An 18,360-nucleotide genomic window follows, 5' to 3' on the forward strand; every position below is an offset into this window, starting at 1 on the left:
CAGCATTTTTACATTCGTATTTTACCGTATTTATGAGAGAAATCTATTTTCGGGAACTAAAAAATACGGTTGAGGTCCAAAAAATGATTCTTCGGTAGTTTTAGAAAGAATCTAAACAAATAATTAAGGAACTTTACTTCTATAATTATTTAATTGATATATTATGACTTCACCACTTACTATTATTGCAGCTACAAATTTTTCCGATATAGCAAATAACGCTGTTGCTTATGCAGCGGGACTTGCAAAAGCCACAAGTGCCAAGCTTGTTTTGTTTAATTCCTTCTCTTTGGGGTTACATAGCTCTAATGCCCATATTACTGCGGAAGCTATGCAAAAGCAAATTGAGAAAGCTACCGAAAAGCTAGAGACTTTTGGAAAAGAAATTTCAGATCTTTATGCTATCGAAGTAAGTTGTTTTTGCAAATATTCTTTTTTAGAAGATCAGCTTACATCAATAATTGAAGATACTAATGCTGAACTAGTTGTCATGGGAATGGCAGAACGGTCTTTTGAGCAGGAATTATTAGGAAATTCGACAACATCGGTAATAAAGAACTTAAATATACCAGTATTGGCAGTTCCTAAAAATGCTAGTTTCCAAAACATACAAAAAATTCTTTATGCTTGTGATACTTTAAGTTTCTCTTCAATAAAAAGATTTAGTTGGTTAAAAGAGATTGTAGGTAATCTGGGAGCTGAATTAGAGTTCTTTAGCGTAGACGAAAAAATAGATAATCTTAAGCTAGAGCAAGGGGTACAGCTATTAAATTCATCGCTTGAAGAAGAGTTTAAAGAAGTTAAATATATTTATAAGACTGTGAAGTCTAATGCAGTAATTAATGAGATCCAAAAAGAAATCAAGAATTATAATGCAGATATTTTGGTAATGGTACCACAAAGGTATGGTTTTTGGGATTCTTTAGTTCATAAAAGTAAAACCAGAATCATGGCAGCAGGTTTAGATATCCCCCTATTATCTTTTCCTAATTTCTGATGATATTTTTATTTCATATAAAAAACTAAGAAATAACAACATAATCGATTAAAAATGAATGCAACAATTACGGCTATAGGTGGCTTTGTACCGAGTTCTATACTAAGTAATGAGATGATATCTAAAACGGTTGACACAACTGTGGAATGGATTGAAAAAAGAACTGGAATAAAAGAGCGTAGATTAGCTACTAGCAAAGACCAAGCAACGTCAGACCTTGCTTGTGCTGCAATTGAAAATTTATTGCAAAACTATGATGTTGACCCAAAGGAAATAGATGGATTATTAGTAGCTACAGCAACTCCAGACCATCTTTTGACTCCTACAGCAAGTAAAGTATGCGAAATAAGTGGACTTACTAATGCTTTTGGTCTTGATCTTAACGCTGCTTGTAGTGGCTTTTTGTACGCGCTAGAAGTGGGTACTGCCATGATTGAAAGTGGTAGATATGAAAAAATCATTGTGGTTGGGGCAGATAAAATGAGCTCAATTGTAGATTACGAAGATCGCAATACCTGTATTCTTTTTGGAGATGGGGCAGGGGCAGTTCTTCTGGAAAAAACAGATTTAGAATACGGAATGATGAAAAGCATCTTGCGTACAGACGGTAGCGGAACATCTGCCTTATTAGTTCCTGGAGGTGGTTCTAAACTTCCTGCTACTATGGGAAGTATTGTAAACCGAGATCATTATATTAAGCAAGAAGGGGCTTTTGTGTTTAAAAGAGCTGTGGAATCGATGAGTAGTGTTTCTCAAGATGTTCTTGCTAGTAATAATTTAAGTGTAGAAGATATTGATTGGGTTGTACCACATCAGGCTAATCTAAGAATTATTAACGCTGTAAGCGAAAGTTTAAATATTGGTACAGAAAAGGTTAAGGTGAATATAGATAAATATGGTAATACAACATCTGCAACCATACCGTTATGTCTTTGGGATTTTGCTGCTGATTTTAAGGAAGGGCAGAACATATTAATTACCACCTTTGGAGCTGGTTTTTCGTGGGGAGCGACTTGTATAAAATGGGGAGTTATGCGAAAACAGAAAACTGTAAAGTCTTCAAAAAACGATAAAAAATCAGAATATGCTTTAACACATTAATAGAGATTTCAATTACTTTAATAATTTTCCTAACACAACAACTGTTCTTACTTATTAGCTTATGAATTCAAAAACACAAAATAAAACTAATGGTAAGAACTTTTTCTATAAATATTATAGGATTATTGTAATACCAGTTGTTTTTTTAGTGTACTTGTCTTCTTATTTTGTTTTAAATCCTTACAGAAGTTATGGACAAGATTCTTTATGGGATTTAGATTGGACTCTTGATATATTCTTGATTTTAGCGTATTGTGCAATCCTTACTGAATTAAGTCTTTTTGTAGGGCGTACTCTAAATCACTGGATTAGTTGGGAACAAAAGCCTATTTTTAGGGCTTTTGTGCAATTTTTGTTTCTCATTATAGGTAACATTCTTTTAAATTATTTGTTTTCTTTTTTATGGCAATTTTTTTATCCCTGGACTCCGTTAAAAGAAAGTGAACTTCTGATTATATGGCAGTCAAATTTGATGGCAGCTATATTGTCACTTTTCATAAGTTTTATTCATACTAGTATATTTTTGCTTAATCGATGGCGCGTCACTTTGGATGAGGCTGCGGAGCTCAAAATTAAGGCTTCTCAGCTGCAAGAAGCTGTAACCCGCTCAGAGTTAGAGTCTTTAAAACTACAGCTTGATCCCCATTTTACGTTTAATAATTTTAGTACTCTTACCGAATTAATTCACGAAGATCCACTATCGGCAGCTTCATTTTTAGAGAATATCACAAAGGTTTATCGCTATATGATTTCTAACCTTAATAAAGACACTATTACGGTAAGAGAAGAAATTGAATTTTTAAATGCTTATTTTTATCTTTTAAAAAAACGCCTTGGTGATAAGGTTGAATTGAAAATACAAGTAAATATGACTTGTCTAGATTTTCATTTACCACCTTTAACACTGCAATTACTGGTAGAAAATGCTGTAAAACATAACGTAGCTACGTTGTCTAATCCGCTTATAATTTCTATTTATTCGGATGTTGGAGATGTTGTTGTAAGGAATAATTTGCAGCCTACATCTGGTAAAAGCTTTGTTTCTACAGGTGTTGGGAATAAAAATATTGAATTTAGATATAAAATATTATCTGATCGAATGCCTGTTTTTTCTGAGTCTAACGGGTTCTATTGTGTTCGTTTACCTTTAATATAATAATATGAAAATTTTAATTGTAGAAGATGAAAGTATCAATGCCAATCGTCTTAAAAGATTATTAGAAGAATTGGAGCCAGATTGCAAAATTCTGGATATTATAGATACGGTTCAAGGTACAGTAACATGGCTAAATACTAATGTTATGCCTGATTTAATTACTATGGATATTCGTTTGGCAGATGGTATTAGCTTTTCTATTTTCGAAGAGGTAAAAATTACTTGTCCTATTATATTTACCACTGCTTATGATGAATATGCGGTGAGAGCTTTTAAGGTAAATAGTATTGATTACTTAATGAAACCGATAGAAAAGAATGAACTTCAAGATGCTTTGACTAAATTTAAGACTTTAGCAAAAACGAATCATAACACCGAAGATATTGCAGGGATTTTAAAGAAATTTGTTCATAAACCTTCCTTTAGATTACGTTTTTTAGTCACTTATCGTGATGGATATAAAAGCGTGGTTGTTACCGATATTGACTTTATATATTCGGAATTTAAAACGTCGCATCTTTTTCTTAAAAACGGTACTATTATAGCGATTCCGCAAACAATGGAAGAGCTTGAGGAAGAACTCGATCCAGATATTTTTTTCAGAGCCAACAGGCAATTTTTTATACGGGTAGAAAGTATAAAATCTATTTCGAATTACTTTAATGCCAAGCTTAAAATACTACTTTACGGAGATTCGGAGCGTGAGGTAATCATTAGCCGAGAAAAAGCTCCTTTTTTTAAGCAATGGATGGATCGCTAATACACTTAAAATTAGGTATAACTTACTAGTTTTATAGATACTACTCTTTTTTATTTCGGGAACTATTTATCATTTATTCAATGATTATTTAGTCTGTCTGCATTACAAATCCAAAAAACAAATTCAATTTTATTTTTTCATTGTAAATCAAACTAATAGTTCGAAAACGGATTGTAAAGACAAATAGCATAAACATTGCCCACGCTTTCAACCGTTGGAACGCAATGCATTATCGCAATCTGTACTGCATGGTTGAAACCTTGGGCTTGGTTCTTTTTTCCTTTGGTAACCTACGTATTCGTTTCAGTATTGAAAAATTACGGTTGGGTAATCTTCTAATAATTTAAGAGGGGTTTGGGTTGTTATTTTGTCGTCAAATTCGATGTATTCATTCAAAACGAAATAAAATGACAAAACAGTTTTTCCAAAATAATAAAACACTCAGCAAAATGGTAGTTTTATTGATTATCATTAGCTTTTCTTCGTGTGGAAAAGGTGGGGCAGAAGCTTTAGAAGCTCCAAAACCAGAAGTAGATTTTTTTCAGGCTAAATCTATGACAGGTGAAGTTGAAAAAAAATACCCGGGAATTATCGAAGGTTCAGTTAATGTAGATATAAAACCTCAGGTTTCAGGATATCTTGAAGCAATTTATGTAAAAGAGGGAGAGTATGTAAGCAAAGGACAATCACTTTTTAAAATTAAAGCAGATGTTTTTGTAGAGCAAGTTAATAATACTCGTGCTGCATATAAGAGTGCTTTGGCAAATCTTGCAAACGCCAAATTAGAGATTGAAAAGATTAAACCTCTTGTGGATGCTAAAGTATATTCGGATATGCAATTAAAAACTGCACAGGCCAATTATGAAGCAGCAGTAGCGCAAGCAGCTCAGGCAAAATCGGCTTTGGGATCTTCACAACTTAATGCTGATTTCTCTTTGATTAAAGCACCGGTAAGCGGTTATATTAGCCGTATTCCTAATCGTGTAGGTAATCTGGTTACTCCAACAGATGCTGTTCCATTAACTATTCTTTCTGAGATTAATACTGTATTTGTGTATTTCTCTTTGAGCGAATCTGATTATTTGTCTTTTTCAAAAGATTCACAATTAAACCAATCTGTAAGTTTGATCTTGGCAGACGATAGTTTGTATGAACATCAGGGAAAACTAGAAGTTGCCAGCGGTAATATTGATCGTACTACAGGAACTATTGCATTAAAAGCAATTTTTCCAAATCCAAAAAAACAATTACGATCAGGAGGTTCAGCAAGAGTTGTATTAAATAGTAGTTTGTCTTCGGTAATTAGTGTTCCAATGGCAAGTGTAAAAGATATTCAGGATAAATTTTTTGTTTATGTTTTAAGACAAGGCAACAAAGTAGCGATGGTTCCTATTGAAATTACTGGTAGTGCAGGTGCAAATTATTTTGTAAAATCTGGTGTAAAATCAGGGGACAAGATTGCATTAAATACTATCGATGCACTTTATGATAATATGGAAGTAGTTCCAAAAGTAGCTGCAAAAGCGCTAAGCAATAAATAAATTTCGGTTTTAATATAAAATAACATTTTCCATGTTAAAAAAAATAATAGACAGGCCTGTACTGGCTACAGTTATCTCCATTGTATTGGTGATATTAGGTGTCATAAGTCTTACAAGATTATCGGTAACAAGGTTTCCAGATATTGCACCACCAACAGTAATGGTAAGTGGTACTTATCCCGGAGGAAATAGTGAAACCGTTATTCGTTCTGTAGTGACACCACTAGAGGAACAAATAAACGGGGTTGAGAATATGCAGTATATAAAATCTACTGCGAGTAATGATGGATCTTTTTCTATCAGTGTAATTTTTAAACAAGGTGTCGATCCTGATCAGGCTGCGGTAAATGTGCAAAACAGAGTACAGCAAGCAACACCAAAATTGCCGCAAGAAGTTATCAGAATGGGGCTTACGACCTCAAAGCAGCAAAATAGTATGATTGTTATTTTTAATCTTTATACAGATGATAATAACAAATACGATGAATTGTTTTTGCAAAATTATGCCAACATTAACTTGGTTCCGCAAATAAAGCGAGTTCCGGGAGTAGGTCAGGTTCAGATTTTTGGACAAAAAGATTACTCTATGCGAGTTTGGCTTGATCCACGCAAAATGGCAAATGCGGGCTTAGTACCTTCAGATATAAGTCAGGCAATTGCAGATCAAAGTTTAGAGTCGGCTCCGGGAAAATTAGGAGAAGAATCAAAGTCGGCTTTAGAGTATGTTATCAGATATAAAGGAAAGAAAAATAAGCCAGAGCAATATGAAAATATTGTAGTTAAAACAGATGGGAATAATATTTTAAGACTTAGAGATGTAGCGAGAGTAGAATTTGGTTCAATTTCTTATAGTGGAGACAATAAATCTAGCGGAAAAAACGCCGTTACAATGGCGATATTACAAACATCGGGTTCGAATGCAAACGACATTGAAATCGGGATTAATAAAGAAGTAGAACGTTTATCTAAATCTTTTCCTCCAGGTATTAAATACGTTAACGTAATGAGTACCAAAGAAAGACTTGACGAAGCAACAGGACAGGTAAAATCGACATTACTAGAAGCTTTTATTCTGGTTTTTATAGTAGTATTTATATTCCTGCAAGACATTCGCTCGACGATTATCCCAGCTATTGCAGTTCCGGTAGCAATTATAGGAACGTTTTTCTTCCTGCTCGTATTTGGATTCACCATAAATATTCTAACACTTTTTGCTTTAGTTCTTGCGATTGGTATTGTGGTCGATGATGCCATTGTGGTGGTTGAGGCTGTGCATAGTAAGATGGAAGAAGATTCTGGGCTTTCCGCCAAAGAAGCTACTCATAGCGCCATGACAGAGATTACAGGAGCTGTTGTATCGATAACACTGGTAATGTCGGCAGTATTTATTCCGATTGGATTCATGACAGGATCATCAGGGATTTTCTACACGCAGTTTGCTTATACACTTGCTATTGCAATTATCATTTCGGCAGTAAATGCACTTACGCTTACACCAGCATTATGTGCACTTTTGTTAAAGAACGACCATAATGGTAAACATGAAGGGAATGATCATAAATCAGGATTTAAAGAACGTTTTTTCGTAGGATTCAATACAGGGTTTAACAACTTAACGGGTAAATACATTAAAGGAGTTCGTTTTCTTATAGGCAGAAAATGGCTTGCAGGAGGATTAGTTGTTGGGATAAGTACTATTGCTATCGTAATGATGATGTCTACACCTAAAAGTTTTGTGCCAATGGAAGATGATGGCTTTATGCTTTACAGTTTATCGATGCCTCCAGGAACAGCATTAGATCGTACTACTGCAGTAGTTGAGAAGATTGAAAAAGAGCTTTCGACAGTAGAAGCTATTGATAATAATACCAGTATTACAGGTTTTAACATTCTTAGTAATAGTGCCAGTCCTGCGTATGGTTTAGGGTTTATAAAATTAAAGCCTAAAAAAGACAGAGGAGCGGTAAAGGATATTGATGAAGTATTAAATATGGTTACAGGCAAATTATCGGGTATAAAAGAAGGTTCGATCATGGTACTCAGAATGCCTCCTGTAGAAGGATTTGGTGTAACAAGTGGTGCCGAGATTGTACTTCAGGACAGAACAGCACGTGATCCGGCTACATTAAAAGCAATGACTGATAAAGTGATTGGGCAAATTATGCAACAACCAGGAGTACAATACGCCTATACTACATTTAGAGCAGATTATCCGCAGTTTGAACTAGAAGTAGATGAGGAGAAAGCTAGCCAAATGGGAGTTAACATACGTGAACTTTTAAATAATATCCAGACTTATTTTGCAGGAGATCAGTCGGCGGATTTTACAAGATTCGGAAAGTTTTACCGAGTTAATGTTAAGGCTGATGGTATTTTTAGAACAGACCAAGATGCGTTTAACGAAATATTTGTTAGAAATGCAAAAATGGAAATGGTACCAGTAAAATCTCTTGTAAAGCTTCATAAGGTTTATGGACCAGAATCTGTAAACCGTTACAACCTTTACAACTCGGTTAATATTACTGCGGTAGCCTTACCAGGATTTAGTAATGGAGAAGTTATGGGTAATCTGGAAAAAGTTCTGGATAAACTCCCATCTGATTATAGTTATGAGTGGACAGGATTAAGTCTTGAAGAAAAAGAGGGAGGGAATCAGACTATTGCCATATTTGGGTTATGTCTTCTATTTGTTTTCTTTTTATTAGCTGCACAGTACGAAAGTTATTTATTGCCTCTTGCAGTATTGCTTTCTATCCCAACAGGTATATTAGGAGCTTTTGCGGGAGTTAAAGCAGTAGGGCTTGATAACAACATTTATGTTCAGGTTGGTTTAATTATGTTGGTCGGGCTTTTGGCCAAAAATGCTATTCTTATTGTAGAATTTGCGCTTCAAAGACGTTATGCAGGTCTATCTATTACAGAAGCGGCTATCGAGGGAGCCAGATCGAGATTAAGACCTATTATCATGACATCTCTAGCTTTTATTGCGGGTATGATTCCTCTGATGTTTGCCACAGGAGGAACAGCAGTAGGAAACAGATCTATAAGTGTAAGTGCTGCTATAGGAATGTTTAGTGGCGTTGTTTTGGGAGTTTTTGTAATTCCGTTACTTTTTATACTATTTCAATATTTACAAGAAAAAGTATCGGGTAAGAAGATTGTAATTAAAAATATAAAAGAATAATAATGAGAGTACTATATAAAATTGGAATTTCTTTATTTGCGGGTGTTTTGCTAACATCCTGCGTAGTAGGGAAAAAATATTCTCGCACAGATTTAAATGTTCCCGAAAAATATCGTGAAGAAGTAACACTAACCGGAGATACTATTTTGCATCCTTGGAAGAATTACTATAAAGATCCATTGTTGGTTGATTTGATAGAGAAAGCCCTCGTTAAAAATAACGAGGTGCTTATCGCCATAAAAAGCATGGAGCAGCTAGACCTTAATTACAAACAAGCAAAATTAGGTCTATTGCCAACGTTAGATTTTGATGCAAATGCGAGTCGCAGTTATCAGTCTAAAAACTCACTTAATGGTTCTTTGAGCGCACAGTTTACCAGTAAGGATTATATGGACGATTATAATGCCAATATTCAGTTGTCTTGGGAAGCAGATATATGGGGGAAAGTAACGATGCAGAAAAGAGAGGCAAAAGCCAATTATTTTGCTCAAAAAGAGAATCTTTCAGCTTTAAAAACCAGAATTATTGTTCAGGTTGCGCAATCGTATTATAATCTTTTAGGATTGGATGAACAACTTAAAATTGCACAGAAAAACATCGAATTAAGTGATAACACTTTAAAGATGATGAAGATGCAATATAATTCGGGAGCAATTAGTTCCTTGGCGCTTTATCAGACTGAAGCTCAGAAAAAAACAGCTGAGTTATTGGTTCCTTTAGCGAAAGCAAATATTGCGGTTCAGGAAAATGCATTGCAAATTTTATGTGGAGAATATCCGGATAGCATATTACGATCTGGAAATCTGGAAGTAGCAGAATTTGATGTTGTTTTGCCTTCAGGGATTCCAGCATCACTTTTGAGCCGAAGACCAGATGTAAAAGCTGCCGAATACGCTGTTATGTCTGCTAATGCTAAAACAGGATTGGCAAAAGCTACTATGTATCCAACACTGAGTTTGAGACCTTCAATCGGAAAAAATTCATTTGAGTTTGATACTTGGTTTAATTTTCCAGGTTCAGTTACTAAAACTATTGCAGCTAATTTAGCACAACCAATATTTAGAAAACGTGCTTTAAGAACTGCTTATGAAGTTGCGATTATAGAACAGGAAAAAGCAGTTATTCAGTTTAAGCAATCGTATATAACTGCTGTTGGAGAAGTAAATGATGCCATGTCTCAATTAAAATATGCCGATGAACGCATGGAACTTGCGACTGAAAAAGCAGTTTCTTTAGATAAAGCAACTTCTGATGCGACATTGCTATATAAAAGCGGTATGGTAACTTACCTAGATGTTATTGTTGCCCAAAATGGTGCTTTACAAAATGACTTAGATGTTGTTAGTATAAAGTTAGAAAAACTAAATGCTGCAATAAATCTATATCGTGCTTTGGGCGGCGGAGTGCAATAGATAGTTTTAAGTAAAAAAAGAATCCATCATCTCTATAAATTATTATAAAGATGATGGATTTATTTTTCTCCTATTTTACAAGTGTTGCAGCGTGTTTTTTGGTTTTATTTGTTCAAATTTCAGATATATTAAAAACCAAATCGAATGTTATGTCGTAAATGCTTTTATAACTAAAAAATTAAATCATGAAAACGAAAAGCATTTTAGCAGCAGCATTTTTTGCATTAGTATTTGGAGCAACTTCTTTCGCTCAAAAATCAGTTATGGTTGGTGGAGCAGCAATGTATCCAAACAAAAATATTATCGAGAATGCCGTAAACTCAAAAGACCACACCACATTAGTAGCAGCAGTAAAAGCAGCTGGTTTGGTAGAAACATTAGAAAGTAAAGGACCCTTCACTGTTTTTGCTCCAACAAACGAAGCATTTAATAAATTACCAAAAGGAACAGTTGAAACATTATTGAAACCAGAAAACATTAAAACGTTGCAAAATATTTTGACCTACCATGTTGTGGCTGGAAAAATGAATGCAGCCGATATTGCCAAAGCAATAAAAATGGGTGGAGGTAAAGCAACATTAAAAACTGTAAGTGGTGGGACACTAACAGCTTGGATGAAAGGAAAAGATTTGTATATAAGCGACGAAAGCGGTAATAAAGCAAAAGTAACCATCGCAGACGTAAACCAATCAAATGGTGTAATTCACGTAATTGATACGGTATTATTACCAAAAAAATAAAAGCACTGATTGTCCCAATAATCAAAAAAAGTCCTGTATGTTGTACAGGACTTTTTTGTATTTATTAGGAATGTATAGATTTAATCTAAAGCACGTTTTGTAACGTAATAACGGTAACCAATTATTGCCATTTGCCATTTTTTGGCTTTTGTAATATCAAGTCCTCGCTTGGTAAAACTGGGTAAAATCAATTTGTTTATCTGAGCTAGAATTTTATACATAAGAGTAGGATTTTTTTCAAAGATATAAAAAAAGACTTTGTAGTGTTACAAAGCCTTCTTTCATTGGATTCTCAAATATTATTTTACTAAAAGTTTATCTATTTTGGTTAGCATTTCTTTTGCATTTGCATTTTCTGGCGAAAGAGCTAAAGCTTTTTGATAAGTCTGTTTAGAAATCTCAAGTTGACCATTATTAAAATAACTTTCGGCCAGGCTATCAAATGCATTTCCTGATTTAGGATTTTCTTTTGTATTTAATTCGAATACTTTTATAGCATCATTTATTCTTCTGTAATTCATTAGAGTATAGCCAACAACGTTTAATCGGTATTCAAAATTCCATTCAGGATGATTCTTTTTCAAGGCAAGATAATTTTGCTCAGATTTAGCAATATCTAATTTTAAAAAATCTTGTGTTGTCTTTTCATCTGCTAATAAGTAATCATCGATTAAGGTTTTATCTACAATTCCTGCTACATGATTAATTACTTGAGACTGTACATATAAATTATCATATTTATGTCCATTGGATAAAAAGATAATTGTCATATCGTTTTTAACGAACTTTCTAAAAGCAGTTTCATTACCTCCTGTAAAACCATACGAAAGAATTTTGTTTACAGGGTAAAAGTCCCATCCATATCCAAAGTTTTCATCACTTTTAGTGTATTTAAACGGCTCCCACATCGAATATTTTGTTTCCTTTTTCAAGAAAGTATTCTTATCCAGATTTTCATTCCAACGAATAAATTCTGGCAACGTTATGTTCAAACCATTAGCAGAATGACCATCAGAACCACTATTTAAAGTGTTTTTTACATACTTTTTAGTTTTACTGTCATAGTTATATCTAAACGCACTATTAGGAAAGCTTTTGCCAAAGTCTGATGAAAAATAAACACCAGATTTTACTCCTGGAAATTGATTTTTTAAGATGTATTCTTCAAAAGGTAAACCAGTTATTTTTTCAATAATCTTAGCAAGAAAAAAGTAATTGGTTTGATTGTAACTGTATTGTTCTCCTGTTGCAAATTCCATTGGTTTGGTTGATAATATTGCAATTTTTTTATCATAAGGTAAAGTAATCGGAATATCTTCGAACATTACAATATCTGGCAAACCAGAAGAATGAGACAATAAATTAGCGACTTTTATCCCTTGCCATTCTTTTGGGAGATTATCTAGATATTTTGATATTGGATCTTCTAGCGATAATTTTCCTTTTTCTATAAGTTGAAATATCCCAACATTTGTAATTAATTTTGTTGTAGAGAAAATCTTGAAAGCGGTGTTTTTATCTACTAGTTTATTATCCTCAAAAGAAGCTGTACCATAGTATTTTTCATAGATAACTTTTCCGTCTTTAATAACAGCCAGTGCCACTCCGGGAATTTCATTTATCTCGATTACTTCATTAATATAGTTATCGATTTTTTGCTTTATTTCCTTTTGATTACTATCTGCTTTTTGACCAAAACAGATGCTAAAAATGAGTAGAAATATTGAAATTAAAAATGTTTCTTTCATAGTAACAATTAAGGGGTGATGCATATATTCTTATGATTTTTTATAACAGATTAAAGAAGATTTTTTTATTTGGATTTATTTTCCTTTTCAAATTTTCGCATCTCTTTTTCAGCGTCCTTCGCTTCTTTTTCATATACTTTCATCTCTTTATTGAAAATCTTCATTTCCTGATTAAAGTTTTCCATTTCTTGATTAAATTTTCCCATTTCCTTATCGTAAATAGCTTGACGTTTTGCCATTACGGCTTCTACTTCTTTTTCGTAAGCAGACATATTTGGTTCAAAAGCATCCATCTTCTTCTGAAATTCTGCCATTGCTTTGTTGAATTTTTGCATTTCTTTTTCATCATTTACATCTTTTGGATGTACAGGAGGCTTTGGCATTTTAGACATGTCAATATTTGCAACAGGCATTGGTCCTTCAGGAAATTCTGGAGCATCAGGTGGTGTTGGAGGCGTAGGAGGTATAGGAAAATCTTCATCGTTATTATAACTTTCGGCTCCTTCTGAACTTTCACTTAGAGTTACAGGCTGATGAGTTTCTTTGCCAGTTTGCAAATTAATAGTTTCAGTACCATCTTCATTTTTTATTATAACAACACCAAAAGGTTTTATGGCTTCGTTACCGCTAGTTTGCATGATTTGCGATTTGCCATTCTTTCTTTTTATGTCAACTCTTATTCCAGTTAATTCATTATCAGAATTTCTTGTTACTTCTGTAAATGCAACAATTACTTCATGATTTGCTTTTAATTTCTGTACAATTTCATCTAATTCTTTATCAGTTGTATTCTTTTTAATTTTGTACACAAATACATCCTTCGCGTCAGATTTTGTATTTATAACAATATCTTCTTTTGCTTCTTTTTGTTCTTTTTCCTGGGCAATAACTTTAACTTGAAATAAGAATACAAATGCTCCTAATACGGGAAGAACTAAGGCATACTTCCAGTAATTTTTCTTTTTTGATTGATTTTTGTTTAACATGACGATTCGTTTTTTGATTAATGATTGATAAAAGTGATTGGTGATTGCAACACAATTTTCATGTGTTGTTATTTTTAAAAGCGTGTATTGATACGCTTTTTTATCGGTAATTTTTTTCAAAGCTTCGGCATCGGCAATGAATTCTAAGTTTTGCATAATAGCTTTCTTGTACAACCAAACGATTGGGTTAAACCAGAATACGATACAAAATATCCTAGTTATCAATACGTCGGTAGTGTGATTTTGTTCGCTATGAATTTTTTCATGTTCCAGAATATTCTCCAATTCGCTCGTATTGTACAGTGATGAGTTGTACACGATATAATTGAAGAAAGAAAACGGAGCAATATTCTCAGAAACATCTACAAACTTAAAATCGGCTTGGTTTTGAATGGTTTGTCCTTTAATAACCTTTTTAAGACTATAAAAGTCGAAGGCAAATTTTAATAATAATAAAGTGATGATTGAAACATATAATATAACGAGACACAGGTTTAAATGTGTGTCTAACCAACTCTGCTCTATAGGAGTTGTTTTAATTGTGGTATTTATAGAAGAGGTAAAATTGGTACGGGTAGGAGCAACCCAAACTATTTTGGTGTAAACTACAAATGGCAATACAATCGATGTGATTAATCCCGATAATAAAAACCATCTATTGCTATTAAAGAAAGTTTCTTTTCGCAATAAAATGTAATACGCCAAATAAAACAAGGTGATTAGCCCGCTAGTTTTAAGAATATAGATAAAAATTGCCTCCATAAATTATTATTTTTTGTTTTCTATCATATCTAAGATTTCACGTAACTCATCGGCCGAAATTTTTTCTTCTTTGGCAAAAAAGGAAACCATATTCTTATACGAACTATTAAAATAATTATCAATTGCAGTACTCATAAAGCGCTTGCTATATTCTTTTAGAGTTACTACAGGATAGTATTGGTGTGTGTTTCCAAAAGGAGTATGTGCCACAAAGCCTTTCTCTTCTAAGTTTCTTACAATGGTCGATAGGGTGTTGTAATGCGGTTGATCCTCAGTAATTTCTGCTTGGATTTCTTTTACAAAAGCTTTATTCAACTTCCATAAAATGTGCATTATCTCTTCTTCTTTGTTGGTTAACTTTTGCATGTTTTCTAATTTTAATTCAAACTTACAACTAATTCTATAGTTACACAACTATAAATGCAGTTATTTAACTATTTTTATAGTTAGTTATAAAATAGATAGATGCAATTAGAAACGTATTTCAGGTTTAAAATATTGTTTTACAGTGATTTAATTTGTTTTGAGGAAAGGGTTTTTGTGTTATTACAAAATGCTATTTTCTTTTTGTAATTCTTTTTGAATCCAAATACAACATGCGGTTGCAGCCAATCCGATAGTTCCCATTATAAACCAATTAGACTGATATCCTAATCGGGTAATGAATTCAAAACCTACTTTAGAACTAATAATATGTGCCAGACTAAAACTCATGGTGTATAAAGCCATGTATCGCCCTTCTTGACCGCGAGGGGCTCTGCTTAAAGCAAAAGCATTAGAGAAAGGAAAATTCAATATTTCGCCCACCGAAACCATAATCATTGCAAACACAAGTACTCCAGCCCAAACATTAATTAATAATAGGTAGAAACTAGAGGCCATTAATAAGGTTCCGTAGGTAATTATTTTAATTTTCGGGAAAGCTTTACGTTCTAAATAACTTACTAATGGCATTTCTAATGAAAATATCATAAGTCCGTTTAAGGTCATTAATAGCCCCGTTTGTAATTCGCTTAAGCCAAATTTTTCATTGTGATATAAAGGTAAAGTGGTAAAAAGCTGAAAGAAAACCATTGCAGTAGCAAAACTCACAAATAAGAACACCCAGAATATCTTATCTCTAAATACCGATTTTGGTTCGCTTATTATATCATGGCTACTATCATAAACTGGTTTTTTCTTCTCTTTTACTAATAATGCAAAAATTGAAATCGAAAGAATACAAGAGGCACCATCTACCCAAAATAATCCCTGATAACCAATTCCCATAATAATTAAACCTCCTAATGCAGGACCAGCAGCAAAACCAAGATTTACCGCAAGACGTACCAATGTTAAGGCACGGGTTCTATTTTCGGGTTTGGCATAAGCACTAAGGGAAACATACATTGCAGGGCGAAACATATCGGCAACAGTCATAATAGCAAACATACCCAAACACAATGACCAGAAAGTAGTTATGTATTGCAAAAAGAATAGGGCGACACCACTGGTAAATAAGCTAAATACCATTATTTTGTAAAAACCTATTTTATCGGATAGTTTACCACCAAGCCAGGAACCCAACATAGATCCTAAACCAAATGCTACCATAATCCAGCCCACTTCGTTATATGTAAACTGAAGGTCTTCTTTTAAATACTTGGATAAAAAAGGGAGAACCATAGTTCCTGCACGGTTAATAAACGTAACAAGTGTAAGTATCCAAATCTCTCTAGAAAATCCTCTAAAATTATTAATATAGCGTTGAAAGGCGGTGATTAGCATTATAAATGGGTTATATGTGCAAAGTTATAAAACTTTGTAACTTACAGACTTTGTTGCTTTGTTACTTTTAAACTATTTTTGCTAAAATTTATACGATGAAAAACCTAATTCTATTTTTGACGCTTTTGGCTTTAAATTTTGGTATTGCCCAAGAAAAATTTGATCGTGCTGCTGCCGAAAATTTCCAAAAGACAATTAATGGAGAATATGCAGATGCAAAGACGAGTCCGTTATTGGCAGAAGATTTAAAAACATTCCAGACATTAGATTTTTATCCAATAAATGAAAAATATGCTGTTGTGGCTAAATTTGTGAAAGCCAAAAAAGAAAAGCCCTTTGAGATGAAAACTTCTACAGCCAGAAAGCCAATGTATATAAAATACGGAACTGTATATTTTACCATTGATGGAGTAGACTTACAATTAAATGTATATCGCAACATCGACCTTTCTAAAAAAGATGAATATAAAGATTATTTATTCCTACCATTCTCGGATTTAACCTCTGGGAAAGAAACTTATATAGGAGGAAGATATATTGATTTAAAAATTCCAAAAGGAAATACAATCGTAATCGATTTTAATCAGGCATATAACCCGTATTGCGCTTATAACCATAAGTATTCTTGCCCGATTGTACCTTTAGAAAATGATTTGAACGTGGCAATTGAAGCTGGCGTTAAAAAGTTTCATGATTAATGCATTTTTTTAATTTCCATACACATAAATCAGCAAATCATCCAGATGTTCTGGATTTAGTAAATCAATACCCTAATGAATTTGACGCGACTATTCCGTTTTATTCTATCGGGATTCATCCTTGGTATATTATAGAAGATAGGGTTGAGGCTGAATTGGAAATTATAGATAAAAAACTGGCTGCAGTAAATTGTCTTGCCGTTGGCGAATGTGGTTTGGATAAACGTACAGAAGTTTCGTTTGAATTACAGAAATCAGTTTTTGAAAAACAATTACTTCTAGCCGAAAAGCATCAAAAACCAGTCGTGATTCATTGCGTAGCAGCGTTTCAGGAAGTAATTGCTTTAAAGAAAAAACTAGGAATTACTGTTCCTATGATTATTCATGGGTTTTCTAAGAATCAGCAAGTTGCCAAGCAACTTTTGGATAACGGATTTTATATTTCTTTTGGAAAATATCTAATCAAGAACCCTGATTTGGAAGCGGTTTTTAAAAATATTCCCAATAATCGATTTTTTTTAGAAACGGATACAATCGAAGAAACGATAGAAATAGTGTATGCTTTGGCAGCAAAATATAAAAACATAACAATTGAAGAATTACAGCAGCTAATATCAAGTAATTTTGCAACTGTTTTTAATAAACAAAAATTGGATTTTTAAACTTCAATAACATTAAACTTTAAACAAAAAATATATGGCAGAGTGGACGGAAAGAGCCGAATTATTATTTAAAAAAGAAGGATTAGATAATCTTAAAAATTCACATGTTCTTGTAGTAGGATTAGGAGGAGTAGGGTCTTTTGCAGCAGAGTTTTTGGCAAGAGCTGGAGTAGGAACAATGACAATTGTAGATGGAGATGTAGTAGATATTACAAATATAAACAGACAATTGCCAGCATTACACTCGACAGTTGGGCAACCTAAAGTTACAATTGTTGGGGATCGTTTGATGGATATTAACCCAGAATTAAAACTAATACGTGTTCAGGAGTTTCTTTCGCCAGAGCGCGCTTTTGAGATAGTTACTGAGGAGTTTGATTATGTTTTGGATTGTATCGATAGTGTTACTCCAAAACTAAATTTGATTATTGCTGCCAAACGCAAACGTGTAAAAATCATTAGTAGCATGGGAGCAGGTGGAAAGATGGAAGCTGCAAAAGTGAAAGTAACAGATATTAGCAATACTGTAAATTGCTATTTTGCAAAAACTATCCGCAGAAGATTAAAAGAAGCCAAAATTGATAAACTGAAAGTAGTTTTTTCTTCAGAAATTCAGGATGAATCAAGTTTAAAAATGACTGACGGATCTAATTTCAAAAAATCATTTTATGGTACAAACAGTTATATGCCAGGATTATTTGGTTTATACGCAGCCGAAACCGTGATTCGTTATTTGCTCAAGAAGTAGTTTTGTTGTAAGATGATAGATGCAAGATGCAAGATTTATTGGAAGTATCCATTAGATTGTATAAACTCATTTATTCTTTTAAATCTCTGCGACGTAAA

16 protein-coding genes are annotated in these 18,360 nt (G+C 33.3%); 11 read left to right on the top strand and 5 right to left on the bottom strand.

Annotated elements, in window-relative coordinates:
• Window positions 1-163 precede the first annotated feature (163 nt).
• The 8 genes from B8T70_RS04450 (at window position 164) to B8T70_RS04485 (ending at window position 10,891) form a co-directional block, all read left to right on the top strand.
• Window positions 164-997: a universal stress protein gene (locus tag B8T70_RS04450; protein WP_086894063.1), complete on the top strand. Its 834-nt coding sequence runs from the start codon at window positions 164-166 to the stop codon at window positions 995-997.
• A 54-nt stretch (window positions 998-1,051) separates the two neighbouring features.
• Window positions 1,052-2,098, top strand: coding sequence for a beta-ketoacyl-ACP synthase III (locus tag B8T70_RS04455; protein WP_086894064.1), 1,047 nt, complete (start codon window positions 1,052-1,054; stop codon window positions 2,096-2,098).
• 61 nt (window positions 2,099-2,159) lie between these two features.
• On the top strand, window positions 2,160-3,254 hold the full coding sequence (locus tag B8T70_RS04460; RefSeq protein ID WP_086894065.1) for a sensor histidine kinase: 1,095 nt from the start codon (window positions 2,160-2,162) through the stop codon (window positions 3,252-3,254).
• A gap of 4 nt (window positions 3,255-3,258) precedes the next feature.
• Window positions 3,259-4,014 carry a LytTR family DNA-binding domain-containing protein gene (locus tag B8T70_RS04465; RefSeq protein WP_086894066.1) on the top strand — a complete coding sequence of 252 codons (756 nt, stop codon included), beginning with the start codon at window positions 3,259-3,261 and terminating at the stop codon, window positions 4,012-4,014.
• Between the two features lie 407 nt (window positions 4,015-4,421).
• Complete coding sequence (locus B8T70_RS04470; protein WP_039115351.1) at window positions 4,422-5,555, top strand: efflux RND transporter periplasmic adaptor subunit; 1,134 nt, start codon at window positions 4,422-4,424, stop codon at window positions 5,553-5,555.
• Window positions 5,556-5,586: 31 nt separating this feature from the next.
• Window positions 5,587-8,739: an efflux RND transporter permease subunit gene (locus B8T70_RS04475; RefSeq protein WP_086894067.1), complete on the top strand. Its 3,153-nt coding sequence runs from the start codon at window positions 5,587-5,589 to the stop codon at window positions 8,737-8,739.
• Window positions 8,740-8,741: 2 nt separating this feature from the next.
• Window positions 8,742-10,151, top strand: coding sequence for a TolC family protein (locus B8T70_RS04480; protein WP_086894068.1), 1,410 nt, complete (start codon window positions 8,742-8,744; stop codon window positions 10,149-10,151).
• Window positions 10,152-10,336: 185 nt separating this feature from the next.
• Window positions 10,337-10,891 carry a fasciclin domain-containing protein gene (locus B8T70_RS04485; protein WP_039115355.1) on the top strand — a complete coding sequence of 185 codons (555 nt, stop codon included), beginning with the start codon at window positions 10,337-10,339 and terminating at the stop codon, window positions 10,889-10,891.
• Between the two features lie 80 nt (window positions 10,892-10,971).
• On the opposite strand, the gene B8T70_RS04490 is transcribed toward B8T70_RS04485, so the two are convergent.
• The 5 genes from B8T70_RS04490 to B8T70_RS04510 form a co-directional block, all read right to left on the bottom strand.
• Complete coding sequence (locus B8T70_RS04490; RefSeq protein ID WP_039115357.1) at window positions 10,972-11,112, bottom strand: hypothetical protein; 141 nt, start codon at window positions 11,110-11,112, stop codon at window positions 10,972-10,974.
• A 78-nt stretch (window positions 11,113-11,190) separates the two neighbouring features.
• Window positions 11,191-12,639: a serine hydrolase gene (locus B8T70_RS04495; protein WP_086894082.1), complete on the bottom strand. Its 1,449-nt coding sequence runs from the start codon at window positions 12,637-12,639 to the stop codon at window positions 11,191-11,193.
• 65 nt (window positions 12,640-12,704) lie between these two features.
• Window positions 12,705-14,387: a M56 family metallopeptidase gene (locus B8T70_RS04500; protein ID WP_086894069.1), complete on the bottom strand. Its 1,683-nt coding sequence runs from the start codon at window positions 14,385-14,387 to the stop codon at window positions 12,705-12,707.
• Window positions 14,388-14,393: 6 nt separating this feature from the next.
• On the bottom strand, window positions 14,394-14,753 hold the full coding sequence (locus tag B8T70_RS04505; protein WP_035621639.1) for a BlaI/MecI/CopY family transcriptional regulator: 360 nt from the start codon (window positions 14,751-14,753) through the stop codon (window positions 14,394-14,396).
• A 180-nt stretch (window positions 14,754-14,933) separates the two neighbouring features.
• Window positions 14,934-16,154, bottom strand: coding sequence for an MFS transporter (locus tag B8T70_RS04510; RefSeq protein WP_039115361.1), 1,221 nt, complete (start codon window positions 16,152-16,154; stop codon window positions 14,934-14,936).
• Between the two features lie 95 nt (window positions 16,155-16,249).
• Here B8T70_RS04510 and B8T70_RS04515 point away from each other — a divergent pair, with 95 nt between their 5' ends.
• Genes B8T70_RS04515 through B8T70_RS04525 form a run of 3 tightly spaced genes read left to right on the top strand, consistent with a single transcriptional unit; the run spans window position 16,250 to window position 18,262 of the window.
• Window positions 16,250-16,852 carry a DUF1684 domain-containing protein gene (locus B8T70_RS04515; protein ID WP_086894070.1) on the top strand — a complete coding sequence of 201 codons (603 nt, stop codon included), beginning with the start codon at window positions 16,250-16,252 and terminating at the stop codon, window positions 16,850-16,852.
• Complete coding sequence (locus B8T70_RS04520) at window positions 16,852-17,514, top strand: TatD family hydrolase (RefSeq protein WP_086894071.1); 663 nt, start codon at window positions 16,852-16,854, stop codon at window positions 17,512-17,514. The genes B8T70_RS04515 and B8T70_RS04520 overlap by 1 nt, the downstream gene beginning before the upstream one ends.
• Before the next feature lie 34 nt (window positions 17,515-17,548).
• The gene (locus tag B8T70_RS04525) at window positions 17,549-18,262 is read left to right on the top strand and encodes a ThiF family adenylyltransferase (RefSeq protein ID WP_039115365.1); all 714 of its coding nucleotides are present in this window, start codon (window positions 17,549-17,551) and stop codon (window positions 18,260-18,262) included.
• Window positions 18,263-18,360 lie beyond the last annotated feature (98 nt).

This window comes from Flavobacterium sp. AJR (assembly GCF_002156885.1).
In the GTDB taxonomy this organism is placed as follows: Bacteria; Bacteroidota; Bacteroidia; order Flavobacteriales; family Flavobacteriaceae; genus Flavobacterium.

Coding starts and splice junctions, on each gene's coding strand:
- B8T70_RS04450 (WP_086894063.1), top strand. CDS start 164: ATGACTTCACCACTTACTATTATTGCAGCTACAAATTTTTCCGATATA.
- B8T70_RS04455 (WP_086894064.1), top strand. CDS start 1,052: ATGAATGCAACAATTACGGCTATAGGTGGCTTTGTACCGAGTTCTATA.
- B8T70_RS04460 (WP_086894065.1), top strand. CDS start 2,160: ATGAATTCAAAAACACAAAATAAAACTAATGGTAAGAACTTTTTCTAT.
- B8T70_RS04465 (WP_086894066.1), top strand. CDS start 3,259: ATGAAAATTTTAATTGTAGAAGATGAAAGTATCAATGCCAATCGTCTT.
- B8T70_RS04470 (WP_039115351.1), top strand. CDS start 4,422: ATGACAAAACAGTTTTTCCAAAATAATAAAACACTCAGCAAAATGGTA.
- B8T70_RS04475 (WP_086894067.1), top strand. CDS start 5,587: ATGTTAAAAAAAATAATAGACAGGCCTGTACTGGCTACAGTTATCTCC.
- B8T70_RS04480 (WP_086894068.1), top strand. CDS start 8,742: ATGAGAGTACTATATAAAATTGGAATTTCTTTATTTGCGGGTGTTTTG.
- B8T70_RS04485 (WP_039115355.1), top strand. CDS start 10,337: ATGAAAACGAAAAGCATTTTAGCAGCAGCATTTTTTGCATTAGTATTT.
- B8T70_RS04490 (WP_039115357.1), bottom strand. CDS start 11,112: ATGTATAAAATTCTAGCTCAGATAAACAAATTGATTTTACCCAGTTTT.
- B8T70_RS04495 (WP_086894082.1), bottom strand. CDS start 12,639: ATGAAAGAAACATTTTTAATTTCAATATTTCTACTCATTTTTAGCATC.
- B8T70_RS04500 (WP_086894069.1), bottom strand. CDS start 14,387: ATGGAGGCAATTTTTATCTATATTCTTAAAACTAGCGGGCTAATCACC.
- B8T70_RS04505 (WP_035621639.1), bottom strand. CDS start 14,753: ATGCAAAAGTTAACCAACAAAGAAGAAGAGATAATGCACATTTTATGG.
- B8T70_RS04510 (WP_039115361.1), bottom strand. CDS start 16,154: ATGCTAATCACCGCCTTTCAACGCTATATTAATAATTTTAGAGGATTT.
- B8T70_RS04515 (WP_086894070.1), top strand. CDS start 16,250: ATGAAAAACCTAATTCTATTTTTGACGCTTTTGGCTTTAAATTTTGGT.
- B8T70_RS04520 (WP_086894071.1), top strand. CDS start 16,852: ATGCATTTTTTTAATTTCCATACACATAAATCAGCAAATCATCCAGAT.
- B8T70_RS04525 (WP_039115365.1), top strand. CDS start 17,549: ATGGCAGAGTGGACGGAAAGAGCCGAATTATTATTTAAAAAAGAAGGA.